Origin of the sequence: Arthrobacter sp. ISL-95, assembly GCF_018613695.1 — a bacterium.
Lineage (GTDB): Bacteria > Actinomycetota > Actinomycetes > Actinomycetales > Micrococcaceae > Arthrobacter.
The window spans coordinates 745,835-770,211 of the sequence record NZ_JAGGPR010000005.1 but is presented as its reverse complement, the minus strand read 5'-3'; the positions used below and the strand labels follow the sequence as shown (position 1 = coordinate 770,211).

Genomic DNA, 24,377 nt, shown 5'->3' with positions numbered 1-24,377 from the left:
CCATGGGCCGTGACGCACGCTCCTGGGATGAATCCGATGTCCGGATCCGTCCCAGTAAAAAAGGATCCAGACCCCGCACCAAGGACCGCCCCAGCCACGATGACGCCGTGATTGGCAGGATCATCACTGTTGACCGCGGACGGTACAGGGCAATTGTTGACGAAGATTCCGCGCACGAACGCATTATCATTGCAGCCCGCGCCCGGGAACTGCGGCGCAATCCCGTTGTCCCTGGCGACTTTGTAGCCTTGGTAGGGGACGTCTCAGGTGATCCGGATACTCTGGCGCGCCTCGTCCGGGTGGAAGAGCGGAAGACCCTGCTTCGCCGCAGTGCTGACGACACCGATCCCATCGAACGGGTTGTGGTGGCCAACGCCGATCAGCTCGTGGTGGTTGTTGCAGCCGCCAACCCCGAACCGCGTACCGGATTCATTGATCGGGCCCTGGTTGCCGCATACGACGCCGGCATTGAGCCTCTGCTGCTTATCACCAAGGCTGATGTCAAGGATCCTGCCGAACTCCTGGCCAATTACCTGAGCTTGGATTTTCCCGTGATCATCAGCCGCACGGCTGACTCCGAGGCCGGCGGCATCGACGCCCGCTCCGATGACGGGCTCTCCGCCCGTTTGGACAAGGACGCAGTGTCCCAACTGCGCGCACATCTTGGCGGAAAAGTCACCGTCATGCTCGGCCACTCCGGAGTGGGTAAGTCCACTATGGTCAATGCCCTGACAGGTGCAGAGCGCGCCACGGGCGGCGTCAACGCGGTGACTGGCCGGGGCAGGCATACCTCGTCCTCAGCCCTGGCCCTCAAACTTGACGATGCCCCCTCCGGCAGCTGGATTATCGACACTCCCGGCATTCGCTCCTTCGGTTTGGCGCATGTGGACCCGGACAGGATTCTGCATTCGTTCCCGGACCTCGAGCCCGGCACGGAGACCTGCGACCGCGGCTGCAAGCACGGTGCCAACGCCACAAATTGCGGGCTGGATCCATGGGTCAATGATGGCCATGCCGGCCCATCAGGGGTGCCACGGCTGGCCTCCCTGCGCCGCCTGCTGGGTGCGGACCCAAGGCTCGAGGCGAAAGAGACCAAGGAGCTGGGCACGGTCAACTGATCGTTGCCGGCCTGACCTCCCCACCGCAGCGGGCGATTCAGGATAGTTTGGTGGCATGACCCAACCCGTTTCCACCTACAACGATGACCTGCGTCTTGCCCATGTCCTCGCTGATTCAGTCGACGCACAGACCATGGATCGCTTTAAGGCACTGGACCTGCAGATCGAAACCAAGCCCGACCTCACGCCGGTTACTGACGCTGACAAGGCAGCCGAGGAAGCAATCCGCGGCCAATTGTCCCGTTCACGTCCCCGGGACGCGGTCCTCGGTGAGGAGTTTGGCAGTAGTGGACACGGTTCGCGTCGGTGGATCATCGACCCCATCGATGGCACCAAGAACTTCGTCCGCGGCGTCCCCGTGTGGGCGACCCTGATCGCCCTTGTGGACGAAGGGGAACCTGTGGTGGGCGTCGTCAGCGCGCCGGCTTTGGGCAAGAGGTGGTGGGCTGCCAAGGACATGGGCGCGTACATGGGCCGGTCCCTCGCCTCGGCAACACGGCTCAAGGTGTCCAATGTTTCCCGCCTGGCCGACGCCTCGATGTCATTTTCCAGCCTGTCGGGGTGGAAGGAACGCGGCAATCTGGATGAATTCATGGGGCTCACCGAAGACATATGGCGCACGCGCGCTTACGGTGACTTCTGGTCATATTGCCTCGTGGCCGAAGGTGCAGTGGATATCGCCTGTGAGCCGGAGCTGAACCTGTACGACATGGCAGCACTCGTCCCTATCGTCACTGAGGCCGGCGGCCGCTTCACCTCCTTGGAGGGCGAAGACGGTCCCTTCGGCGGCAACGCTCTGGCCACCAACTCGATCCTGCACTCGGAGGTCCTCAAGCGGCTGAACCCTGGACTGGACGACCTTCTCTGACACCGTTACCGCCCTTGGTGATCAAGCGGGCGGCGGAATTTTCGACGGTGGAGGCCCCTTTCGAGGGGCTTCTGCCGTTTTTTATTCGGTCAAGTGCGGAAATACCATTCGACGTAACAAAGAGCTTAATAATAGGCAGCGACTTTGGAAGGGCCCCCGGACGTGCCTTAGCCTTTTTTACAGGTCACGAGTGCCAGCGCTAAACCCCGGTTTGCTGGCCGGCAACCCTCCATTCGCGGTGGGGTGCCCCGGGTGACGACCCGGCCGGTCCGGAACGGATGCGGCAAGCGCGGATTCCCCTATGGGGATCCCTCTTGAGTGAGGTCCCATGAGCACTGTCACGTTCAACTCAAATACCATTCCTTCGTTTGTTGAAGAATCCCTGCCGGAGGCGGCCGCAGCGGCACGTCCTCTTGCCGCTGTCACAGGCGCTGAGCTGCAGGCACCACTGATCCAAGGTGGTCACGTACGCTACGCCAACCTCGACTACGGTGCATCGGCTCCGGCCCTGACCATTGTTTCGGCCTACCTCAACGAGGTCCTTCCTTACTACGCCAGCGTCCACCGCGGAGCCGGGTACGCCTCCCAAATCAGCACCTCGGTGTACGAGAATTCACGGAACATCGTCCGTGAATTCGTCGGCGGGCGCCCTGATGACTCCGTGATCTTTACACGGAACACCACGGACTCCTTGAACCTCTTGGCTGGATGCCTCCCGCAGGTGGACGGCGAGTTTACGGGCGAGGTCCTGTACCTGGACATCGAGCACCACGCCAACCTGCTTCCCTGGCAGGGAGTCCCCCACCGCAGTGTCGTGGCGGCACCCACCTTGGCCGAAACGCTGGACAAGCTCCGAGGCGAGCTTGCCCAGGGCGGGGTCAGCCTGCTGGCCGTGACCGGCGCCTCGAACGTCACCGGGGAGATCCTTCCCATCGACCGGCTGGCTGCGCTTGCCCACGAATACGACGCAAGAATCGTGGTAGACGCGGCCCAGCTCGCTCCGCACCGCCGAATCAATATCACCGAGGCTGACGTGGACTACGTTGTCTTCTCGGGACACAAGCTCTACGCCCCCTTTGGCGCAGGCGTCGTGGTGGGGCGCCCGGACTGGCTCGACGCCGGGACTCCGCACCTGGCCGGTGGCGGTGCGGTTCGCGAAGCCCGCCTGGACTCAGTAAGTTGGGCCGCTGGACCCGCGCGACACGAGGGCGGCTCCCCCAACGTGCTGGGTGCTGCGACACTCGCCCGGGCAACCCAGGTGCTTGCAGGGCTGGACCAAGACGCCTGGCACGCTCACGAAGCCGCCATTCGCTCCTACCTGGTTCGAGGCCTGGAAGCCATTGACGGTGTGACTGTGCACAAAATCTTCGCTGACTCGTTGGATACCATTGGGGTGGTCAATTTCTCCGTGGAAGGATTCGACGCCGGATTGGTTGCCGCGTATCTGGCTGCGGAACACGGAGTGGGCTTGCGTGATGGCCGCTTCTGCGCGCACCCGCTCCTCAAGCGTCTTGGGCTCCCCTCGGGATCCTTGCGCGCCAGCTTCGGCGTGGGCTCCCGGCTGGAGGATGCCACGCGGCTGCTGGCAGGCATCGAAGGACTCAAGCGCAACGGACTTGGCTGGGACTACGTGGTGGACGAAGGGCGCTGGGTTCCGGCCAACGACCACCGCAGCTACCCCGAGTGGGCACCGAACACCCCAGGTACAGCAGGCGCAGCTCCCTGCACTGTCGACTAAACAGCGCAAGCAGAAACCGCGACGGCAGGATCCAATGCGGTAAATTCGTAGGGTACTTTTAGCCACCCTCTGAAGGAGTTCCGAGTGTCCCTGCCTTCCCAGGGCGCCGCAAGCGATGCGGCCGGCATCCCCGGACCAGCTGGACCGCGAGGTCCAAAGCTTCATGCCACCCGCAGGCTCGAACTCGGCCAGAGCTTTCAGGACGGCGGGGAACACTACGATCTCGTGCGTCCGGGCTATCCCGCGGATTCGGCAAATTGGCTCGTTCCTCCAGGGGCGCAAACCGCGGCCGACCTCGGAGCGGGCACAGGCAAGTTCACGGCCCTCCTGGTGGAACGCGGACTGGAGGTCGCCGCCGTCGATCCTTCCTCGGACATGCTGGAGCAACTGCGAAAGGCCTACCCCCACGTCAACGCGCTGGAGGGAACGGCAGAGGCAACTGGACTGACGGACTCAGCATTCGACGTCGTCAGCGTTGCCCAAGCCTGGCACTGGTGCGAGCCGCTTGCAGCGAGCACGGAGATCGCCCGGATCCTGCGGCCCCATGGAGTTTTGGGGCTGATCTGGAATCAGCTGGACACGTCAGTTCCTTGGGTACACCGCCTTTCCCGCATCATGCATGCCGGCGATGTCCACAAGCCCGGCTTCCGGCCACTCATCGGCCCGGACTTTGAGTGCCTGGAAAGCCACCTGACCAGGTGGGAGGACGCCCTGACTCCGATGGACATCATGGAACTCACCAAGACCCGGAGTTACTATCTCCGCGCCAATGACGCCACCCGGGCAAAGGTCATGGGGAATCTCCAGTGGTACCTCTACGACCACCTTGGTCATGCCCCCGGTGAAGCCATCGGATTGCCCTACATGACGCAAACCTGGCGGGCATTCAAGATTCAGCGTCAGACGCCGCGGTAGGCTTGGGATGTGAAGACCAGTACGCCCTCCTCCTCCATTGAGGACTACGTCAAGGTCATCTACTCCTACACGGAGTGGCAGGACAAGCCAATTACCTCGTCCCAGCTCGCCCAGCGTCTGGGAGTGGCTAATTCATCAGTGTCCGAGATGGTGCGCAAGCTCAAGGACCAAGGCCTGGTTGACCACCAACCCTACAGCGCCATCAGACTGACCTCAGAGGGCATGCGGCTCGCATTGTCCATGGTGCGGCGGCACCGCCTCATCGAGACGTACCTGGTGGAGAAACTCGGCTACAGCTGGGACGAAGTCCACGACGAAGCCGAGATGTTGGAACATGCGGTGTCTGACACCTTCATCGAACGCATGTCCGCCAAACTTGGCCATCCTGTCCGGGACCCCCACGGGGACCCGATTCCTTCGGCCGACGGCTCGGTTGAGTTGCCGCATGCCTACCGCATGATCGAGCTGGATCAGGGCCACTCTGGCCGCATCACGCGGATTAGTGACGAGAATCCTGACCTGCTCCGGTACCTGGCCGCAGAAGAGATCGCTTTGGACGCTCCCGTAGAAGTGCTGGGGCGTAAACCCTTCGGCGGCGCCTTGGTGGTGCGCATCGGCAGCGGGGCCCAGGGCCGGGTATTCGACCTCGCGGACGAAGTCACCTCGGCGTTATGGGTCCAGAGCGCCGAAACACACGAAGGATGCGTTCTTCCAACCCGGTGAGCCCAAGCGCGCCTGAGGTCAGCTGAGCTGCCCGCTCGCACCGCCGTCGTCGGATGCTGCATCAGGTTCGCTGAGAGCGGCAGCCGCGTCTCCCCGCACAGGGTTCCGGATCCCTACCGCAGACGCCAACGCGCCGAAAAGGAACAGGCCCGCAGTCACCAGCAAAGCGTTGTACAGACCATCCCGTGTGAAGACCGGACCTACAATGACTCCGGCGAAAGCGATGGAGATCAGACCCGCAATACGCGCCACGGCGTTGTTCACTGCCGAACCAATCCCTGCCTCCTCGGAAGGGACAGCACCGAGGATGGCAGCTGTGAGAGGCGCCACCAAGGTCGCCAGGCCAATACCAAAGACTATTTGGCCCGGCAGCACCTGCGTCCAGTAGTTCAGCGGCTCCTGAACAGTCAGCGACATCAGGAAGCCCGCACCGCACAGTAACGGTCCGATTGTCATGAACCATCTTGGGCCGTGCTTACCTGCCAGGCCACCAAAGTAGGACGCCCCCAGCATCAGGATGACGGTGCCTGGAAGCAGCGCCATACCTGCCACTGCAGCTCCCATGCCGCCCACCTGCTGCAGATATATACCCAACACGAAGAAACCCAGGGAGATCGCGGCGTAGATGGCCAAGGTGGCAAGATTGCCCCAGGCAAAGTTGCCGATTGTGAACAGCCTGAGTGGCAACATGGGCTCAGCAGTCCGGGCCTCGTGGATGAGGAACAGAACCATTGCCGCAATGCCCACCAGGAGTGGAACCCACACTTGAGGACTCCCCCACCCCATCCTCCCCTGTTCGATGAACGCATACACCGGCCCACCCAAGCCGACCATGGCCAGGAACGCTCCCAGGTAGTCGATGCTCTTGCTCTTGTCCCTGGCGGCGTCGGATGCCCGCAGACCCGCAAGCATCGGCCAGATGGCAATGGCCGGGATGACATTGATGAAGAAGATCACCCGCCAGGACAAAAGATCCACGGCGACGCCGCCGATCAGCGGACCCACAATGGCCGCAGCACTGGTCCACCCGGACCACTGCCCTATGGCTTTGGACTGCGCGGGTCCAGAGAACGAGGAGATGATCATGGCAAGTGAACTCGGGACCAGCAGGGCGCCGGCAACCCCTTGCAGCGCCCGGGAAACCACAAGCACTTCGCCGGTCCATGCCAGCCCGCACATCACCGAGGTAACAGCGAAACCGGCCAGTCCCCACTCAAGAATCCTTGCCCTGCCGAAATGGTCGGACAGCGAGCCCGCCACCAGGATCAGCGCTCCGAGTGTGAGCAGGTACGCGTCCACCACCCACTGCTGGATGACCAGGCCACCACCAAGTTCACGCCCGATGGCCGGGAGTGCGAGATTCACCACAAATCCATCAAGGATTGCGATGAATGAAGCCACAATTGCCACCACGAGGACGCGCTTTTGGAGCGGGGTACTCGGGAGCAGGGCCGCTGCGTCAGTCATGTGCACAGCCTACGCCGGGAAAGTCCCGTATCGTTGAATGGTGATTAGCAGACGTGACGCCGCATTGGCCCTGGATATTTCGATGGAAATGGCCCAACGCCACGGCATTCCGTCCCGCCTCTCCGAAGCCGACCTCAGGGACATGCAAGACAATCCCCCGGCGTGGCTGGTACAGTCCCGGGCCAACCGCACCGGAAAGCGACCCGTCTGGGTCCACCTGACGTGTGCCGTATGCGGCTACACCGAGGCCGTTCGCCCCAAGAAATGGTGGCCCGACTTCTCCTTCGTCTTCTGTGGCACCCATCGGAACAGCGAACTGCCCGAGCTCTTCCTCGGTGACGTACGCAGCGAATATGAAGGCGTTGGAAGCCGGTTCGTCGGTGTGGTGGACGTTCGCAAAGATTAGCTTGACCAGGACGGATCAGCCGTAAGCCTGCTGACTCATTTCGGACGGGACGGCAGTGAGCTTCAGTGCTTTCCCATCCCGGAGTACCGTCAGCGGGAACGGCTGGCCGATAGCCTCGGCAAACAGCAATTTCTGCAGGCTTTCAGCGCTCCATACCGTACGGTCCAGAGCACGCAGCACCATATCTCCCGGCTGGAGTCCGGACAACTCCGCCGGTGAGCCCGGGATCACTTCCACCACACGCAGGCCTTCCTTCTGGCCCGTCCGCACCACTGCACTGGCATCCAACGGAATCGGAGTGCTCACCAAGCCCAGGTAAGCCCGGCGGACCCGTCCATCCTTCAGCAATGAGGCAATGATGCGTTGGGTTGTGGCGTTAATAGGTATAGCCAGTCCCAACCCGAGACCCGCAACTGCCGTGTTGATGCCTACGATGCGTCCCCTGGTATCAGCCAACGCGCCGCCGGAGTTTCCTGGATTGAGCGCAGCATCGGTTTGGATGACATCCTCAATCACACGCCTGTGCTCGCCCGCCCTGACGGGAATGGATCGCCCCAATCCACTCACCACTCCGGCAGTTACCGAGCCCGCCAGGCCCAGCGGATTCCCCACAGCAATCACCAACTGACCCACTCTGAGCGTCTCTGCGTTGCCCAACAACGCCGGCGGCGGGGCGGACTTCACTCCACGGACAATGGCGAGGTCTGAAAGGGGATCAGCGCCTACCAGCTCCACCTCCGTATGCTTTCCGTCCGCGAAGACAGCCCGGCCGGACCGGATACCGGCTACCACATGGGCGTTGGTCAGCATGTAACCGTCTCCGGTGAAGACCACAGCTGAGCCGCTACCACCCCTAACCCGGCCACGGCGGTCCGTGCTCGTCATTTCGATGGCAGCAACATGCGGCGTCACGGACTCCGCAACTCGTATGACGATCTGCGAGTAAGCGTCCACGGCCTCAGAGTCGCCTGACGATTGTTCTTCGAACGCCGGATTCGTTGTCATCACGTGCCTCCTGCCAACAACCTGCTACGCCTCACCTCAAACCTCGCCGAGGCGCCTACAAACTACAACTGCCAAGTAGGTGCCGGTAGTCCGGAACTCGCTACGCCGTAGGTGAACGCTCGTTGTGAACACGGCACAAAGAAAGCCCCCGGATCACGAGGATCCGAGGGCTTTCAGGGGTGGAGATGGGGGGAATTGAACCCCCGTCCGATGTCGTTTTGTCAGGGCTTCTCCGGGCGCAGTTCGCGTCGGATTTTCTCGGCCCCAGCCATCCTGCGAACAAGTGGCTGATCCGGGCCCAGTCATCTAAGAGTCCCGTTTACCACAATGACGAAGGCAAACAGCAGTGGCTATCTAAATGACGCCAGGAACCGGGGCGATAGCAACCCCGGGCTGACGGACTGTCTTACTGCTTAGGCAGCGAGAGCGAAGTCAGTGCGCTTAGATTCGGCACTTATTGGTTTGCAGACAGCGTTTACGAGATAATTCTGCATCCTCGGCCCGCTTCACCTGTCGCGACTAACATCGTCGAAACCGATCATCCCCGTATTTTGTTACCAAACCCGGCAAGAGTCCTTGAACTCTCGTCGGACTACCTATCATAACGCATTCATCCGGTGGATCATTCCCCGGACACACGCCACCTAGCGGCGGTTACGTTCCCGCAACTCACGCAGTGACTCACGCTTGTCCTGCTGCTCACGAAGGGTCTGACGCTTGTCATAGTCCTTCTTACCGCGGGCAATGGCGATTTCCACCTTGGCCCGACCATCCAGGAAGTACAGCTGAAGAGGTACAACCGTAAATCCGGACTCGCGGATTTTCTGCGAAATCTTGTCCAGTTCATCGCGGTGCAACAAGAGCTTACGACGTCGTCGGGCCGCGTGGTTGGTCCAGCTCCCCTGGTGGTATTCAGGGATGTGGATGCCCTCCATCCACAATTCGTCGTTGTAGAAGGTGCAGAAGCCATCGACCATCGAGGCATGTCCTTCACGGAGGGACTTCACCTCTGTTCCCATGAGGGCGATACCTGCCTCATAGGTGTCCAGGACATGGTAGTTATGCCGGGCCTTCCGATTGGTGGCCACTACCTTACGGCCACTTTCCTTGGGCACGGTAGAACTCCTTGTTAGATGCGGATTTCAACTAGTGTACGCCAGCGCGGCGGAGCCTCCGCGCTGGCTGCACACTACAGGAGGGTCATGGGGTCCACTGCGGCACTGTTGAGCCAGGTTTCGAAGTGAGCGTGGCAACCTGTCGAGTTACCCGTGCTGCCCGAGTATGCGATGAGCTGCCCCGCCGATACCTGCTGGCCGTTCGCGACCACAATGCTGCTGTTGTGGTAGTAGATGGTGGTGAGCGAATTGCCCTGCACCACACCATGCGACAGTTTCACGCGCCACCCGCCGCCGTCGGCAGAGTTCCATCCCGAGTTGAAGACTTCGCCCGCCGCCGCTGCATAAACGGGCGTGCCGCACGCCGCTCCGAAGTCGATTCCTGTGTGCATGTAACCACCAGTGCCGTAGAAGTCGATGGTGCCTGGTGGTGTTGCACGCCAGCCAAAACCGGAGGTGATGGGGACAGCGCTTGCGAACGGGTGACGAAGACCGAAAGCTGACGGTGAACCGGCGGGCGGAGGAGAATACGGCGGTTCAGGAGGCGCAGGCCTTCCTTGGGCTGCGGCAGCAGCAGCGGCCGCAGCCGCTGCTGCTTCTGCGATCCGACGCTGTTCAGCTTCCCAGGCTTCCCTCAGCTTCCGGTCGCGCTCCACAATTTCGGCGGCGACCGTACTCTGTTCTGCCTTTACCCGGGCAAGGTTGGCTTCGATGCCAGGCTTGGCGGCTTGTAGTTGTCCGTTCAGCCGTGTGGTGTCCTCAATCAGCTTGTCGACTTCTGCCTTCTTGCTCGCAGCTTCATCCCTTGCCGACTTCTCGCGCTCAAGCGCGGCATCCGCTTTGCCCTTCAGGTCCTGGATTTCTTCCTCAACAGCAACAAGTCTCGCCTGGGAGTTCACATTGGTGGCGTTCTGCTGGGTGAGTTTGGTCATCGCTGCGTTTTGGCTACGCATGGCCTGATCAGCCAAGTCCATGGACTCGGTGAGGCTACCGGATTCACTGGAGCCGAACAGGAGCGCAATGTTCGTAGGCACTCCACCGGACTTGTAGGCCTGGGAGGCGATCTGGCCGATCAGCTTCTTGGTGTCGGTGATCTTCTGCTTATCGCTTTCCAGCTGCTCCGTGATCTTGGCCTTGTTCTGCTGGGCAAGCTCAACCCTGGCAGCAAGTGCTTCGACTTCTTTGACCGCACTCGCTACCCGGCCCTGAGCCTCCAAGAGGGCCTGCTGGGCGCCCGGAAGGCGGCCTTGGTAGATGACCAGATCACCGGCAGCTTTGGCGATGTTTGAGTCAACAAACTCCAGTGATGCCTGAACGCGGGCCGATTCTGCTTCCAGAGCAGCTTGCTGGTCCTCGAGGCTGTCGGCCGTGGCAGTTGGAGCGCCCGACAACAGACTGACTGCCAAGCCCACAGCAAGAACCACCCCCAGAAACCGAGCATGGCCAGACGCGAAGCGCCGGCGCAGAGGGTTCGGGTCCAACGTGGTCATCAGGAGTCCTTTTCGCTTGTGGGCATGGCTGTTGTTTCGTTCATTGCGTCCACGGCTACACCTTCAGGTAGCGCCGAAGGGTCAGCAGCGAAGATATACCAGCCAGTCCGGCACCAAGTGCAATCAGCACCGGCGCTATCACCAGGACCTGGGTGGAAGAGATGAACGGCGTATTCAGGAACTGTCGCGACAAATCACCGTTGAGCCAGAAGTGTGCCATGAGCCAGAGCGTAACGGAGGCCAGCAGTGCACCCACAACGGCCGCTATGACACCTTCGAGGATGAACGGCAATTGGATCACCATTTTTGACGCTCCCACGAGCCGCATGATTCCGGTCTCGCGCCGTCGGCTGAACGCTGACAAGCGGATGGTGGTGGTAATCAGAAGGACCGCGCAGAAAATCATCACCGCCGCCACGCCTATGGCCGCAACTGAGGCCCCGTTCATCCAGGAAAAGATGCGTTCCAGCACCTGCCGTTGGTCGCTGACCGTCTCAACACCCGGCTGCGAGGAGAACGTCTCGCTGATGATTTCGTACTTCTCCGGGTTCTTCATGTTGATCCGGAAAGAAGCCGGCAACTGGTCTTCAGACACGGAATCCACAATTGGCGAGTTGGAGAACTGCTCCTTGAAATGCTTGTACGCCTCAGCTTGGGACTCAAACTGGAAATCGTTGATATACGGCTTGACCGCCGGGGATTCCAGCATCGCCTGAAGGTTCGCCTGCTGCTCCTTGGTGGCCGAACCCGAAGCACAGCCAACCGCCGTCGAACCGTCATTGCAGAGGAACACTGCCACCTGGACTTTGTCGTACCAAAAGCCCTTCATCTGGTTGATCTGCATCTGCAGCATTCCTGCCGCACCGACGAACGTCAGGGAAACGAAAGTTACAAGGACCACAGAAATGACCATGGAGAGATTTCGGCGCAGGCCGCTGCCGATTTCCCCCAGAATAAACAAAAGCCTCACAGCTGTGCCCCCTGCGCACGGTTGAGTTCCTCGCCGCTGGCATCCCTCAACCGCCGCGACTCGCCAACCACCGGAATCATAGAGGTGTACAGTGCCTTCGCTTCGTCGCGAATAACCTTGCCGTTCTTGAGCTCCACCACGCGGCGGCGCATCTCATTGACGATGTCGTCGTCGTGCGTTGCCATGACTACCGTGGTGCCGTTCTGGTTGATTTTGTCCAGGACTCCCATGATTCCCATCGAGGTAATGGGGTCCAGGTTTCCGGTCGGTTCGTCCGCCAGCAAAATGCCGGGACGGTTTACGACGGCGCGGGCGATCGCCACCCGCTGCTGCTCGCCACCGGAAAGTTCATGGGGCATACGACGTTCCTTGCCCTCCAGGCCAACGGTCTTCAAGACCTCCGGCACTGTCTCCCGAATAATGGAACGGCTCTTACCTATCACCTGCATCGCGAACGCCACATTCGCGAAGACGTTCTTCTGCGGCAGCAACCGGAAGTCCTGGAAGACAACGCCGATTCCACGCCGGAGCTTCGGGACGCGCCAGCTCGATATGTTGGCGACGTTCTGGCCGGCGACATACACCGAGCCGGATGAGGCTTTGTCCTCTTTCAGGATCAACCGAAGGAAGGTGGACTTGCCTGAGCCAGAGGCGCCAACCAGGAAGGTGAATTCGCCGCGGTTGATCTCAAGGCTCACAGAGTCGAGCGCCGGTCGGGCATTCTGCTCGTAGACCTTGGTGACATTCTCAAATCTGATCATGGCCCTTTAGAACCCCGCCGGACATGACGTAGCCGCCCAGTCCAACAGCCGGAGCACGGGCTTTCGATGGGGGAAGTGAGAGCACCGGCCACTCGACTATACGCATGTGGCAGCTATGATTCCGCGGCTTTCAAAGGCGTGTCGCGGAATCCAAGCCTCACAAGGCGCAATTCACGCTGCAGGCTCTAGTTGGCTGCTGCGTTTCGGTTGCCGGTACGCCAACGGATGCCTGCGTCGATGAAGTCATCAATATCGCCGTCAAGTACTGCCGAGGTGTTGCCCACTTCGTGTTCCGTCCTCAGGTCCTTGACCATTTGGTAGGGATTAAGGACGTAAGAGCGCATCTGGTCGCCCCAGGACGCCTTGACGTCTCCGGCCAACGCCTTCTTTTCGGCGTCCTGTTGTTCCTTCTTAACCAGCAGCAATCGCGACTGGAGCACACGCATGGCGGCCGCACGGTTCTGAAGCTGCGATTTTTCATTCTGCATGGAGACCACAATGCCCGTAGGGATGTGCGTCAGCCTTACGGCGGAGTCTGTGGTATTGACTGACTGACCGCCCGGACCCGAGGAGCGGAAGACGTCAACGCGGATTTCGTTGTCCGGTATTTCAACCGAGTCGGTCTGCTCGATCAAGGGAATGACCTCCACTGCTGCGAAGGATGTCTGACGGCGCCCCTGATTATCAAAGGGACTGATGCGGACCAGTCGGTGCGTGCCGGCTTCGACGCTCAATGTGCCGAAGGCGTAGGGCGCCTTCACTTCGAAGGTGGCAGATTTCAAGCCTGCTTCTTCTGCGTAGGACGTGTCCATGACGGTGGTGGGATAGCCATGGCGTTCAGCCCAACGCAGGTACATCCTCATCAACATCTCGGCGAAATCGGCAGCATCGACGCCACCGGCTCCAGCCCTGATAGTCACTACGGCCTCGCGCTCGTCATACTCGCCCGACAGAAGAGTTGTTATTTCGAGCTCCGCCAATGCTTTACGGATGGAGGAAAGTTCTTTGGCCGCTTCCGCCATGGAATCCTCATCGCCCTCATCCTGGCCGAGTTCCACCAAGACTTCGAGGTCGTCAATCCGGGAAGCAAGCTTGGACAGGCGCTCAACTTCAGACTGCCTGTGCGACAAACGTGAGGTGATCACCTGGGCAGAAGCAGGATCGTCCCAGAGGTCCGGAGCCCCGGCCTGCTCGCTCAGCTCAGCGATCTCAACCTTTAAGGCATCAACATCGGTGACATTCTCTATTGAGCTGTACGTTGCTCGAAGTGCGCGGATTTCCGCGGGAAAATCAATTTCAGCCATGATCATCCCAGCGTACGCTATTCCCTGCACTCCCTGACGGCCCCCACCGCGGCCCGTGAGTTACCTCCGAACAGTTCCCTGCCATGCGGACGATTATTGGATGAGTCGGGATCTGGCCGTTGCCTTTGCCTCGATGACAATCCCGTCAGGCAGCAGAAAACTGACCACGGGAGGGTGCACGACGGCACTGAGGACCACTACCGCTGTGCCGCCGGGCTCGCTCCCGGTACCTCCTGCGATAGCCAGGTGATCATGGCGGAAAGAGGCGCTACTGGCTTCGAGATAAGAATCCGTAGCGGCCAGCACTCTCACGTCCACCAAGGACGTGGAAGGGAGGCTGCCTCCCCCGATATCCCCTGCCGTGTAGGAATCCGCGGCTGCGAGCGCCGCGCCGTCAGCCAAGGACAGCAGTTTCTTGTGCTCCAGATAGACCGTTGACGCAGCCATCACCACTGAAGCCAGGAGGAGGGCCAAAAGCACGAAACCGACGATGAGAACCGTTATTTGGCCCTCTTCCTGCGGCCGACTCTTCGAGGACGCCACGGTCACCGGTGACGCCCCACAACCTGGGATGCGGACGCACTGAGTCGCCCCGCCTTCAAGTCCAGCGAGTCCCCGAACGGCGTCAACGGCAACGAAACGTCCAGGCGCACCGTCACAGTCACCGTTGTACCGGCCGACAAACAACCCGCCCGATCACACTCGATCGTTACGCTGGTTGATTCCGGCGAATGACCGTAATCCTTGAGGGCAACAAGCACGCTGCGCTCCGCGGCAATCCTCGCGCTTGCAGGGTCCCCTTGAGTCACGAAGACTTTTGCTGCTTGATCCGCAGCACCCACCACGGCAAACGAGCCTCCTTGGATCTGGCCTACGGTCACGACAAAATAGACCACAGGGACCATGAGCAGCAGCGCGAGAAACGTGAACTCCACTACGGCGCTGCCGCGTTGTGCTTCAGGATTCGCAGAGCCACCAGACGCTCTGCCGTCAGACCTGGCCGGCAGGCACAGGGCCTCGCGCACCCTTTGCCTGAAAGCGGTCAGCAGTGCCTCTGGCTCGTCAACCCGGAAGATCTGCATGCCCCTTGACCTCCAATATTTCACCGGGACCAATTAGACCAACAACCGGCAATGGGGCCCTTACTGTCACTTCCAGGGTGCGAATCCCATCAACGGTGATTTCAGTCGACGTGACGTCGCGGGCAAAATCGCTGTTCAGAGCACCACCGATTAACTCAGCAGTCCTGACCCGGGCATCCAAGAACGTGCGGTCCGATAAAGCTCCGTACCGCGCTCCTGACGCGGCTGCATCAATGAGTGTGTTTCGAACATGCAGGACCAGCATGAGCTGAACAATCGACATAAAAAACAAGGTCAGCAATGCGCCGACCAACACGAAGTCGACCACCGCGGATCCGCGGTCGTTCGCGTCTCCGGTTGGCTCTGAGGGAACATGGTCGTGGGCGACGACCCATGCATGCTTCTTCATCCCGCGCCTACTTGCCTACCTTGCTCATGGCCTGATTGAAAAGGTCGCTCAATGCCGGTGTGGCGATGGCCAGTAGTCCTGCCACGAGGATCGCGGACATGAGTGTGATCATTACCCAACCCGGTACGTCACCACGTTCGCGGTCCTCCCGCGGAGGCAGCACCCTCCGTGCGACCACCACGAACAACCAAGAGGAGCAGAGCAGCAGGAAGGAAATGACGGACAGTTTGCTTGCGATTTGTTTCATGAGTTTCCCCAATGTATTTGAGACGTTGCTGGCTTGGCGAGGCTTCCGAATGGATTGGCCATGATGGATCGATGGCTGGGACGTTAGAGACTCATTTCCAAAGCGGCAATGGCAGGAAAAGCGGCAAAGATAACAGTCAGAGGGAGCACGCCGAAAACGAGCGGGACCATCATGGCAATCTCTTTACGGCCAGCGGACTCCATGAGGTCCCTCTGTGCGGCGTCGCGGACGTCCGCCGCCTGCGCCCTGAGGACATCTGCCAGCGGCGTCCCGCGCTCCACAGCCACCACAAGGCCGTCGATGAACCTGACCAAAGGCGGAAGTTCCGCCCTTGATGAGAAGGCTTGGAGCGCTTCCGTAAGCGGCTTACCGGATCGTGTATCCGCCAGGATGGTGGCGAACTCCCCGGAGAGCTCACCGTTGGAACTGCGGCTTACCCTGTCCATGGCACCCATTGCGCTCTCCCCCGCAGCGACGGCGAGCGCCATTAGTTCCGCGAGGCTGGGAAACTCGGACAACATCCTCGACTCCCGTCGTTTGATTATCTGCCCCAACAGGTAATCGCGAAGCAGGTAGCCGCCCAGTGCGCTACCGATGACTGAAAGGAATGACACGGCCGGACTGAAGCGGCCTGCGCTGGCACCGGCAACAACCACGATGACAGCAAGAACAAAAGCGACACCGGCCCATAGAAACTGCTCAGCCCTGAAGTCCAGCGTTGATTTTGTTGAACCGGCACGAGCAAGCCGCTTCGCAAGCGCTGCGGAGCCTACGTTCAAGCGGGACATGGAGGAGACTGCATCGCGGATAATCGGCCGAACTATTCGTTCCAGGGGCCCGAACGGCGTGAGATTGTGTACGGGACCGCGGAGAAGGCGCGACTCCAGATTCTGCGACTTCAATTGCGGTTCGATGCGATCAGCGAATGTCGTTCCGCGCATAAACGGCAGCCTCACCAGGATCAACCAGCATCCGGCACCCAGAAACAGGCCGCAGAGCACGGCGAGAGCGGTTGATGTATTCATCCAAACACCCGTTCGTCCTCTGGCAAGGCGCCGACGCGAAGCATGATGGAGTAGCAGAAAACCGACACCAGGAGGCCTCCAAGAAGCACCATGGCACCGATGCCGGAGTTGAAAGCCAGCATGGCTTCCGGCCTGCTTGCCATAACCACCAAGACAATCCAGGGCGCAGCTACAGCAAGCCGGGCCGCATTGACGGTCCATGACTGACGGGCTTCAAGCTCGCTGCGCGTCCGCGCACTGTCACGAAGGAAACCGGACAAAGTTCCCAACATTCGCCCGAGATCGGAGCCACCCACTTCGCGGGTCATTCGCAAGGCCTCTATTATGCGGTCGGCCACGGGATCAGCGAGACGGTCTTTGAGTTTGTTCACCGCGGCCTCGAAATTGCCGGCCGCTCTGTAGTCTGCCCCGAAATCCAGAAACAAGTCCCTCAACTCTTCGGGTCCGTTGTGTCCCAACTGAATCAGGGCTTCCGGAAGTGCGAGGCCGGCACGGATCGCCGAGCGCAAGTGATCCACCACGTCCGGCCACAGCTGCCGAAGCGCGTTCCTGCGCTTCCGCGCCCGCCAGCGCACCGTGGCGAATGGAACCCAGGAACCAAAGATTGCAAAACACAGTGCAACTGGCGGGGATCCTGTCAACACATAGAACGCAAGCAGAGCAAAGAGGCCACAACCGCCGCAGGTGGCAAGAAGCCCGCCACCGGAGACTTTCTCGATTCCTGCTGACATCAGGAGAAGGTCCAAGCGCCGGGGCCTCTTCCTTTTAGGCTCAGTGGGCGGCTGGACCCAGGTGGACCACCATACGAGAAATACTCCTATACCCCCGGCGATCCCCAGGAGTGGCGCCATCAGTTCAGCTCCAGGAGGGCAGCCACGTCAAAACCTGCCCGCGCAAACTTATCCGCTGCAGGCATGGAGTTGGCCCTGGGCTGCAACTGCCCCGCAACCATTCCGAAGACACCAGAGGACTCGATGATCCCGTTCTCCACTCGGCGTCCCAGGGAAAGGATCTCGGTCACCTGCCTGCGCCCTATTGCATGGCGCCCGCAATGCACCACGAGGTCTATGCACGATGCGACCGTGGGCACTACGAAAGCACTGGAGATGTTCGCCCCGGCAAGGAGGGGAAGGGTGCAGATCTTTGTGACGGCGTCGTGGGCGGAGTTTGCGTGCACGGTACACATCCCGGGCAACCCGGAGTTCAGTGCAATGAGCATGTCCAGGCTTTCCGCCTCACGAACCTCTCCTACTATCAGACGATCCGGACGCATTCGAAGCGCTTCCTTGACAAGCCGCCGCAGAGGAATTTCGCCTTCACCTTCGAGATTGGGTTGGCGGCACTGCAATCCCACCACGTCGCGCAGAGGCAGCTGCAGTTCAAAGATCTCCTCAACCGTGATGACGCGTTCACGGGAACCGATGCTTGCAGCCAGGCAATTCAGCATGGTGGTCTTTCCCGCTTGGGTTGCCCCCGAAACCAGGATGTTGAGTCCGCTGGCTACCGACGCACCAAGGAATCTGGCCGCCTGGGGCGTCAGGCTCCCAAGCTCTACCAGGTGTTCGAGCCGGCTCGCCCTCGCGATGAACTTTCTGATGTTGACGGCCCAGTGTTTCCGGGTGATGTCCGGGATTGCTACGTGCAGCCTGGACCCGTCCGGAAGGGCCGCGTCCACGAACGGGGACGAGACATCCACACGTCGCCCCGAACTCTTGAGCATCCTTTCAACAAGATCACGCACCTGCTGCTCTGTGAGGCTTATGGCCGTTAATTCGGATTCCCCGTTGCGGGCAACATAGATCTCATGCGGCGCGTTGATCCACACCTCTTCGATTCCGGGATCATCCAAAAGCGGCTGCAGCGGACCAAAACCTGCCACGGCATCAAAAATGTGCTGCCGGGCGGCGTCCAAGTGTCCGAGGGATGGCAGCGGGCCCAAGAGCGCCCGTTCGTCGTAATCATTGACCGCAGCGTCCACAAGGAGCCGTACATCCTTTGCTTGCTCCGACGGATCCAGGCCGCGGCGACGGATAAGTTCCCGGACTTCGCTTTCGACGATTTCTACAGCATCCACTTCTCTCCCCGATGATCACGAGCGCGTAAACGAGAGGCGCATCTCGAGTTCCTCACGCTAGGCGAGCGCATTCAGTGCCTCAAGTTGCCGTGAGGCACATGTGGATAACTGTCACCACTAGTCACATCAGCATCGTCGATCCCACTAGTCACTCCAGTTTCCGAATGTTAGGGTAAAGCCCGTTAGGAGCTGGCCTTTGGTCCCATGCGCAAGCGCCCGCCCCGGAGCTTGTCCGCAAGCCACCCCATGCGCCGCTGAGCCGCGGTACAGGGCCGGATGTGAAGATGAAAACTAATTCGATGGACCCGGTTCGGCGCATCCCGCTGGCGCGTGCAACCCTGGCGCTTACTATTGCCTTGGTGGGGGGCAGTTGCCTTGGAGCGCCCGTGTGGGCCCAGACTTCCGGACCGCAACCGGCCCCGCAGTCGGACACCCAGGCTAATCCGCCATCCCAAGGGCCCCGTCCGGCCGGAAATGGCTCCGGTTCAGCGGCCCCCGGCAGCGAGTTGCCGAACCATACGTCGGTGCCCAACCAGCAAGAGCCGCTGCCCGCCGTCGAACCTTCACCAACCGTTACACCGCCGCCGGTCTCAAAGGCGTCGGGGCAGGCTGAAGCGCAGAGGCCAGCGCCACAGGCAACGCCTGGTACCGCGCCCGATGCCGACGCCATGAAGGCGGCCATGAGGGCGGCTATTCCAGCCGGTGGCGCTGAAATGGGCCAGCGATCGCCCAGAGTGTTATCGGCAAAGCAACAGAACGAAACCGCACCCCCTGCCGGAGCCCGGGGAGTTGGCGGATCAGTGAATTCAGCCGTACCCATGGCGGCTGATACTTCTCACTGGCGCCCTACCATCGGCATCGCGGGGCAGGATGTCAGCGCCCATCAAGGCAACGTCAATTGGCAAAGTCAATGGAACTTGGGCTCCCGGTGGGCCTACGTCAAGGCGTCCGAGGGCAACTACTACCTTAATGAAAACTACACTCAGCAGTACAACGGCTCCCGGGACGTAGGCATGGTCAGGGGCGCCTACCACTTCGCGATCCCCAACTGGTCCTCTGGTGCAGATCAAGCCAGATACTTCGTGGCCAACGGTGGTGCGTGGACGGCCGACGGCTACACCCTCCCGCCCGTCCTGGACATCGAATACAACCCCTATGCCGGACGCACCATCAACGGCTTCTACTTCGGAAACACGTGCTACGACATGTCCAAGGCCCAGCTCGGACAATGGGCAGCTGATTTTGGGAACACGGTCAAGGCTCTCACCGGCCGCTTCCCGGTCATCTACAGCACCACCGACTGGTGGAACACCTGCGTGGGGAACTCCACCTTCGGAAACTATCCCCTGTGGATCGCGTCCTACTGGAACAACCCCACCAACTCGCCCGGGGATATGCCCCTCAGCTGGGGCGATTTCACCATGTGGCAGTACACCAGCACCGGCCCCTTTGAAGGCGATTCAAACATCTTCAACGGCACATATGACCAGCTTCGGACTTTTGCGCGAGGTGTTTCCCGGCCTTCAAGCCCCTCGATCCGGTCCGGGGCCGACGTGCTCGCTGCCATGCCCTCCGGACGCCTGAACAATTTTCCGGCAGACGGGCAGGGCCGCATCACAGGACCAGTGGCCATCGGCTCAGGATGGGGAACTGCACAATCCGTGCACGTCGTTGACTGGAACCAGGACGGCGTCCAGGACATCCTCGCCCAATGGCCGGACGGTTCGCTCCAGGTCTTCCGGGGAGCATCCGGCGGGGGCTTCCTCGCTCCCACACTGGTAGGAACCGGGTGGCAGGAGATGTCACTCACCGTTGGCTGGTGGAACTCCAGAGACGCATACCCCGGTGTCATCGGTCAGGATGGCAAAGGAAACCTCTACCGCTATACGAATGCTGGCGCCGGTGCGCTCAGCGGAGGCGTGTTGATCGGGACCGGATTCGGGGGGCACCAGTTCAACCAGCTGGACTTCGACGGCGACGGTAACCAGGACATCGTCTCCCGAACGAACGATGGCATCATGCGCCTCTACCGTTCCAATGGGTTGGGATCATTCCTCTCCGAACCAAGCCGGGTGATTGGCAACGGCTGGTCCGCCATGACGTCCGTAAGCTCGGCGGCCGGTTTTAGTGGCTCCGGTTCGCAGGGGCTGCAAGCCCGGACTGCCAACGGCGACCTTTACTACTACCCTGCAGTATCCGGGTCCTGGGGTAACCGTTTCCTCATCGGAGTCGGTTGGAATGACGCGAATGTCATCAGTGGCGCGCCTGTCAACGTTGAGTCCACCCTGGGCGTCGACACACGAGACGTCGTGGCTGCCCGCCAAGACGGCAACCTGTACCGCTACCCGGGGTCAGGTTCCACGTCCTTGATGCCTGCCGAACTCATCGGCACGCAGTGGAGTGGCATGAAGGCGGGCTTCCTCACTGACTGGAACGACGACGGCGCCTTGGACATCCTGGCGCAGTGGAGTGATGGTCGACTCAGCGTCTACCCGGGATTCAAGGGCCGAGGCTATGGAGCGCCGATCAGTCTTGGAACCGGCTGGAAGGACTGGACACTCACAGTTGGTTCGTGGAAGAAGTCCGATCCCCGGCCGAGCATCGTGGGATACGACCCCTCAGGTCGCTTGTTCCATATCAGCAACCCGTCCGGCACCGGCTTGGGAACGCGTGTCCAGATTGGTACGGGCTGGGCTGGATTGAGCATCCTCCAGATGGACTTCGACAAGGACTCGAATATGGATCTACTGGCGAAAAATACAGCCGGCGATTTGGTGCTCTACAGATCAAACGGCAATGGAGCATTCATTCAGGAGGCGGCCGACACCGTAGGGATCGGCTGGAACGTGATCAACAGCTACGGATCCATCCGCGGATTCGCCGGAGCCGGGTCCACCGGAATCCTCGCGCGGACAACCGGCGGCGAGCTGCGCTACTACCCTGTCCAACAGAATGGAAGCTGGGGTACTCCCACGAGGGTCGGCACCGACTGGGGCGGCCTGAAAATCCTTACCCCCGCCAGTTAGACGCTCCGGCTCAACGCCCGGAATTCGCTAAGGGCCTGCACACTTTCGAAAAGGAGTGTGCAGGCCCTTTCGCATTTGCCAAAAACTCCGTAAAGGAAACAAATAATGTTTAGGTCGAAGGACTGGCTTAAATCACAGGATTGCGTGATCTAATGAAGGTGGTCTCACGTATTGGCTGTTCAGCGCATTCGGGAAACGGGCTTTGTTTGGGGGCAAGCGAAGGTCACCAATGCGCACAATCAAGGAGTGATCTTTCATGGCGTTTACCGTTTCAACGGCCAAGGTCAGCATATCGCCGCCGCTTGACGTCAATCCCTATATGGCGGGGTACGGAACCCTCGACGGCGGCCGGGAGGCTACCAGCAGTGCACCCTACGAATCGTTATGGGTTCGTGCGATTGTGCTGTGGGAAAACGGCTCCCCCAACCTCATCATGAGCGTTGACATTCTGGCCCTGCCCAGATCAATCCACCAGCGCGCCCGGCAACGGATCCTGGCGCTGGCGGGTTGGTCCAACGGCGACATCCTCATTCAGTCCACGCACACGCACAACGGGCCTGCCGTCGTCGACACCCTCCACCCGTTCATGTGCTACGGACTATCGGACCTGTCAATGGTGGAGACCTACAGCGAGCACCTGGAGAATGATCTCGTGGAGGCTGCCAGCGAGGCACTCGATGCAGCCCAGACGCCGGTCACGTTGGACTACAAGGTCACAACAGCCAGCATCGCGTACAACAGGGTAGGACTGCCCTACCTTGAAGACACCGTTCCCATCATCGTCGCGCGCAAGTCCAACGGAAACGCCGTAGCAGTCATCTTCAACTACGCTTGCCACCCTGTGGCGGCTGGCATGCGCACGCTTTTCGACGGCGATTATCCCGCCGGAGCTTGCAACTACATCGAAAACAACAACCCGGAGTGCTTTGCCCTGTTCCTGCAAGGAGCAGCTGGAGACCAGAACCCTATGGGAGTACCCAGCTGGGAGTTGAGGGACGAGTACGCCACCACGCTGGGCGCTGCTGTTGACGTGGCCATACAGACACCGGGCAGATCCATTGGCAGCCCCCTGCAAACCAGCTACCAGGAAGTGCAGATTCCGCTGGACATCACGCCCACGGCCGGGAACATGGCAGCTGTCCGCGCCGCCTATGTGTCTCGGTTGCCCAACCTGGACGGCAATCCGGCTTGGTATGGACGCCACGCCCAAGTCATGATTGGTCGAATCGACAGCGGCAGCTATGCAACGACGGTCGCCTGTCCCTTCCAGGTCTGGAAGTTCGGGGGAAGCCCACAGCTGAGGATCGGAATCGTAGGTGGTGAGCTGGTCAGCGGTTATGCCGCGTATTTCCGCGCAAGGTTCGGCGGCGCAAATGGCGTCATCGTTGGTGGCTACGGAAACGAGTCGTGCTACTACCTACCCAGTGCCCAGTTCCTGCCGCCCTATTCAGCCGGGGGCAGCTACGAAGGCGGCTGGGACCCGGACCATCCGGGAATCGCGGGGGGCGCCATGACCGTCTACGGACACATCGGTCACTTCAGGGGCGGAACAACGGGCGTCGAAGCAACTGTCATCAACACCCTGAACTCAATGTTCGCCTAAGAACCAACAACGTCGAAGGCCTTGGTCACCGGATCAGGGCCTTCGACGTTTTGCACAGCAACACTTTTGTAGCGGTATTGATACCCGAATCGCGGGAAAACTCATTGACCAGCACTCGGGTTCTGACAACCATGGAGGTGGAGGTCACCATGCGAACCCTGTACCCGGCCGCTGCGGCGCTGATACTGCTGATTGCCGGATGCTCCGGCACAACAACACCCGCGCCCACCACTTCATCCCTTTCCTCCGCATCGACAGCTCCGACCACCAGGCCTTCATCATCGGCGTCGTCGGACCCCGAACCGACAACGCCCGGCAATGGCAGCGGACAGGGCGCCGGAGCCCCCGACGATTCGGGCCGGTTCTCTTACGTATGCTCAAACCTTAACGAGGCGGTTCCGGATGTTACCTTCACAAGTCTTGCGGAGGTGTGGGCTTCTACGGAATATGTCCGGCTGTCTTCCTGCACTGCGAGCTATGAAGGGCTGGTTCCCTTCGAACCCACTGAGGATGAGTCGAGGATCATCTCCATAGCAGAGCCCAACGTCACACCATCCGACGGCCTCGACGCGTATTTGACGGCCCTGGGGCTCTGCACACGCGTCAGCGACGACGCCGCTTCCGAACTGTTCGGACGCAGCAGCCGGCAGATGCTGCAAGCGGCCAGTGAGCTCTGCCCCAAGGCGCCACAAGGAAAAATCATAGGACTCTGGGCGTCCGGCGAACGGGCTGGAGACGGTGAGTACGCAGTAGCGAGCGGTGGCCTGGTTCCCGGGAAGTTCCATCTCCGAAAGACCCCGCCTGAGGGCTGCACGTGGTCAGTGTCTGCCTCTGACGGCAGCAAAAAGGCCAGCGGAGGGGCAGTAGAAGGTCAATCCGGAATAATCCTTGAAGAAAAAGACGTCCTAACTAGTGACAAATGCGGAATTTGGGAGAAGATGGAGTAATGCAGCCGGTAACGGCTGGGGCGAAAATCCAACTGCATGCGGAGCTGGGGAGCATCCGAATGAAGTGGGGATCCCTCGGTGGAC

23 protein-coding genes, 1 other RNA gene and 1 riboswitch are annotated in these 24,377 nt (G+C 60.6%); of the genes, 9 read left to right on the top strand and 15 right to left on the bottom strand.

The annotated features are described in order from the left end of the window. Positions 1–2: 2 nt before the first annotated feature. From J7I86_RS09760 to J7I86_RS09740, 5 genes are all read left to right on the top strand, one after another. Positions 3–1,118, top strand: coding sequence for a ribosome small subunit-dependent GTPase A (locus J7I86_RS09760; RefSeq protein ID WP_214819238.1), 1,116 nt, complete (start codon positions 3–5; stop codon positions 1,116–1,118). 55 nt (positions 1,119–1,173) lie between these two features. Then, positions 1,174–1,986, top strand: coding sequence for a histidinol-phosphatase (gene hisN, locus J7I86_RS09755; protein ID WP_214819236.1), 813 nt, complete (start codon positions 1,174–1,176; stop codon positions 1,984–1,986). A gap of 182 nt (positions 1,987–2,168) precedes the next feature. Beyond that, positions 2,169–2,282: riboswitch (SAM riboswitch) on the top strand. Between the two features lie 32 nt (positions 2,283–2,314). After that, positions 2,315–3,724, top strand: a complete 1,410-nt coding sequence (locus tag J7I86_RS09750) for an aminotransferase class V-fold PLP-dependent enzyme (protein ID WP_214819234.1) — start codon at positions 2,315–2,317, stop codon at positions 3,722–3,724. A 90-nt stretch (positions 3,725–3,814) separates the two neighbouring features. Next, positions 3,815–4,639, top strand: coding sequence for a class I SAM-dependent methyltransferase (locus J7I86_RS09745; protein WP_286179626.1), 825 nt, complete (start codon positions 3,815–3,817; stop codon positions 4,637–4,639). Between the two features lie 9 nt (positions 4,640–4,648). Further along, entirely contained in the window at positions 4,649–5,362 is a 714-nt protein-coding gene (locus tag J7I86_RS09740) for a metal-dependent transcriptional regulator (RefSeq protein WP_214819232.1), read from the top strand. 18 nt (positions 5,363–5,380) lie between these two features. Here the strand turns inward: J7I86_RS09740 and J7I86_RS09735 are convergent, their stop codons facing one another. Then, positions 5,381–6,835, bottom strand: a complete 1,455-nt coding sequence (locus tag J7I86_RS09735) for an MFS transporter (RefSeq protein ID WP_214819230.1) — start codon at positions 6,833–6,835, stop codon at positions 5,381–5,383. A gap of 31 nt (positions 6,836–6,866) precedes the next feature. Between J7I86_RS09735 and J7I86_RS09730 the strand changes: the two genes are divergently transcribed. Beyond that, positions 6,867–7,235 (top strand): hypothetical protein, encoded by a 369-nt coding sequence (locus J7I86_RS09730; protein WP_257613859.1) that lies wholly within the window; start codon positions 6,867–6,869, stop codon positions 7,233–7,235. A gap of 15 nt (positions 7,236–7,250) precedes the next feature. Here the strand turns inward: J7I86_RS09730 and J7I86_RS09725 are convergent, their stop codons facing one another. The 14 genes from J7I86_RS09725 to J7I86_RS09660 form a co-directional block, all read right to left on the bottom strand. Continuing rightward, positions 7,251–8,240, bottom strand: coding sequence for a S1C family serine protease (locus J7I86_RS09725; RefSeq protein ID WP_214819228.1), 990 nt, complete (start codon positions 8,238–8,240; stop codon positions 7,251–7,253). 177 nt (positions 8,241–8,417) lie between these two features. Continuing rightward, positions 8,418–8,786: a transfer-messenger RNA gene (gene ssrA, locus J7I86_RS09720) on the bottom strand. A gap of 98 nt (positions 8,787–8,884) precedes the next feature. Continuing rightward, positions 8,885–9,355: an SsrA-binding protein SmpB gene (gene smpB, locus J7I86_RS09715; RefSeq protein WP_017198498.1), complete on the bottom strand. Its 471-nt coding sequence runs from the start codon at positions 9,353–9,355 to the stop codon at positions 8,885–8,887. A gap of 74 nt (positions 9,356–9,429) precedes the next feature. After that, positions 9,430–10,845: a M23 family metallopeptidase gene (locus J7I86_RS09710; RefSeq protein WP_214819226.1), complete on the bottom strand. Its 1,416-nt coding sequence runs from the start codon at positions 10,843–10,845 to the stop codon at positions 9,430–9,432. 55 nt (positions 10,846–10,900) lie between these two features. Beyond that, positions 10,901–11,815: a permease-like cell division protein FtsX gene (ftsX, locus tag J7I86_RS09705; RefSeq protein WP_214819224.1), complete on the bottom strand. Its 915-nt coding sequence runs from the start codon at positions 11,813–11,815 to the stop codon at positions 10,901–10,903. Continuing rightward, complete coding sequence (gene ftsE / locus J7I86_RS09700; RefSeq protein ID WP_017198501.1) at positions 11,812–12,576, bottom strand: cell division ATP-binding protein FtsE; 765 nt, start codon at positions 12,574–12,576, stop codon at positions 11,812–11,814. The genes ftsX and ftsE overlap by 4 nt, the downstream gene beginning before the upstream one ends. 185 nt (positions 12,577–12,761) lie before the next feature. Continuing rightward, positions 12,762–13,880: a peptide chain release factor 2 gene (gene prfB, locus J7I86_RS09695; protein WP_214819221.1), complete on the bottom strand. Its 1,119-nt coding sequence runs from the start codon at positions 13,878–13,880 to the stop codon at positions 12,762–12,764. Positions 13,881–13,973: 93 nt separating this feature from the next. Next, positions 13,974–14,360 carry a pilus assembly protein TadG-related protein gene (locus J7I86_RS09690; protein WP_396019860.1) on the bottom strand — a complete coding sequence of 129 codons (387 nt, stop codon included), beginning with the start codon at positions 14,358–14,360 and terminating at the stop codon, positions 13,974–13,976. 65 nt (positions 14,361–14,425) lie between these two features. Beyond that, positions 14,426–14,962: a hypothetical protein gene (locus J7I86_RS09685; RefSeq protein ID WP_214819219.1), complete on the bottom strand. Its 537-nt coding sequence runs from the start codon at positions 14,960–14,962 to the stop codon at positions 14,426–14,428. Continuing rightward, complete coding sequence (locus J7I86_RS09680) at positions 14,943–15,371, bottom strand: TadE family protein (RefSeq protein WP_214819217.1); 429 nt, start codon at positions 15,369–15,371, stop codon at positions 14,943–14,945. Before J7I86_RS09680 ends, J7I86_RS09685 begins: the two co-directional genes overlap by 20 nt. Positions 15,372–15,378: 7 nt before the next feature. After that, the gene (locus J7I86_RS09675) at positions 15,379–15,618 is read right to left on the bottom strand and encodes a hypothetical protein (protein WP_214819215.1); all 240 of its coding nucleotides are present in this window, start codon (positions 15,616–15,618) and stop codon (positions 15,379–15,381) included. An 83-nt stretch (positions 15,619–15,701) separates the two neighbouring features. Then, entirely contained in the window at positions 15,702–16,643 is a 942-nt protein-coding gene (locus J7I86_RS09670; RefSeq protein ID WP_214819213.1) for a type II secretion system F family protein, read from the bottom strand. Next, complete coding sequence (locus J7I86_RS09665; RefSeq protein ID WP_214819211.1) at positions 16,640–17,494, bottom strand: type II secretion system F family protein; 855 nt, start codon at positions 17,492–17,494, stop codon at positions 16,640–16,642. Before J7I86_RS09665 ends, J7I86_RS09670 begins: the two co-directional genes overlap by 4 nt. Beyond that, positions 17,494–18,717 (bottom strand): CpaF family protein, encoded by a 1,224-nt coding sequence (locus J7I86_RS09660; protein ID WP_214819209.1) that lies wholly within the window; start codon positions 18,715–18,717, stop codon positions 17,494–17,496. Before J7I86_RS09660 ends, J7I86_RS09665 begins: the two co-directional genes overlap by 1 nt. A gap of 524 nt (positions 18,718–19,241) precedes the next feature. Here J7I86_RS09660 and J7I86_RS09655 point away from each other — a divergent pair. From J7I86_RS09655 to J7I86_RS09645, 3 genes are all read left to right on the top strand, one after another. Then, the gene (locus J7I86_RS09655; protein ID WP_396019859.1) at positions 19,242–21,743 is read left to right on the top strand and encodes a GH25 family lysozyme; all 2,502 of its coding nucleotides are present in this window, start codon (positions 19,242–19,244) and stop codon (positions 21,741–21,743) included. A gap of 256 nt (positions 21,744–21,999) precedes the next feature. Further along, complete coding sequence (locus J7I86_RS09650) at positions 22,000–23,346, top strand: hypothetical protein (RefSeq protein ID WP_214819205.1); 1,347 nt, start codon at positions 22,000–22,002, stop codon at positions 23,344–23,346. A 104-nt stretch (positions 23,347–23,450) separates the two neighbouring features. Further along, entirely contained in the window at positions 23,451–24,293 is an 843-nt protein-coding gene (locus J7I86_RS09645; RefSeq protein WP_286179509.1) for a hypothetical protein, read from the top strand. Positions 24,294–24,377 lie beyond the last annotated feature (84 nt).

Coding starts and splice junctions, on each gene's coding strand:
- J7I86_RS09760 (WP_214819238.1), top strand. CDS start 3: ATGGGCCGTGACGCACGCTCCTGGGATGAATCCGATGTCCGGATCCGT.
- hisN (WP_214819236.1), top strand. CDS start 1,174: ATGACCCAACCCGTTTCCACCTACAACGATGACCTGCGTCTTGCCCAT.
- J7I86_RS09750 (WP_214819234.1), top strand. CDS start 2,315: ATGAGCACTGTCACGTTCAACTCAAATACCATTCCTTCGTTTGTTGAA.
- J7I86_RS09730 (WP_257613859.1), top strand. CDS start 6,867: ATGGTGATTAGCAGACGTGACGCCGCATTGGCCCTGGATATTTCGATG.
- J7I86_RS09725 (WP_214819228.1), bottom strand. CDS start 8,240: ATGACAACGAATCCGGCGTTCGAAGAACAATCGTCAGGCGACTCTGAG.
- J7I86_RS09710 (WP_214819226.1), bottom strand. CDS start 10,845: ATGACCACGTTGGACCCGAACCCTCTGCGCCGGCGCTTCGCGTCTGGC.
- ftsE (WP_017198501.1), bottom strand. CDS start 12,576: ATGATCAGATTTGAGAATGTCACCAAGGTCTACGAGCAGAATGCCCGA.
- prfB (WP_214819221.1), bottom strand. CDS start 13,880: ATGGCTGAAATTGATTTTCCCGCGGAAATCCGCGCACTTCGAGCAACG.
- J7I86_RS09685 (WP_214819219.1), bottom strand. CDS start 14,962: ATGCAGATCTTCCGGGTTGACGAGCCAGAGGCACTGCTGACCGCTTTC.
- J7I86_RS09680 (WP_214819217.1), bottom strand. CDS start 15,371: ATGAAGAAGCATGCATGGGTCGTCGCCCACGACCATGTTCCCTCAGAG.
- J7I86_RS09675 (WP_214819215.1), bottom strand. CDS start 15,618: ATGAAACAAATCGCAAGCAAACTGTCCGTCATTTCCTTCCTGCTGCTC.
- J7I86_RS09670 (WP_214819213.1), bottom strand. CDS start 16,643: ATGAATACATCAACCGCTCTCGCCGTGCTCTGCGGCCTGTTTCTGGGT.
- J7I86_RS09665 (WP_214819211.1), bottom strand. CDS start 17,494: ATGGCGCCACTCCTGGGGATCGCCGGGGGTATAGGAGTATTTCTCGTA.
- J7I86_RS09650 (WP_214819205.1), top strand. CDS start 22,000: ATGGCGTTTACCGTTTCAACGGCCAAGGTCAGCATATCGCCGCCGCTT.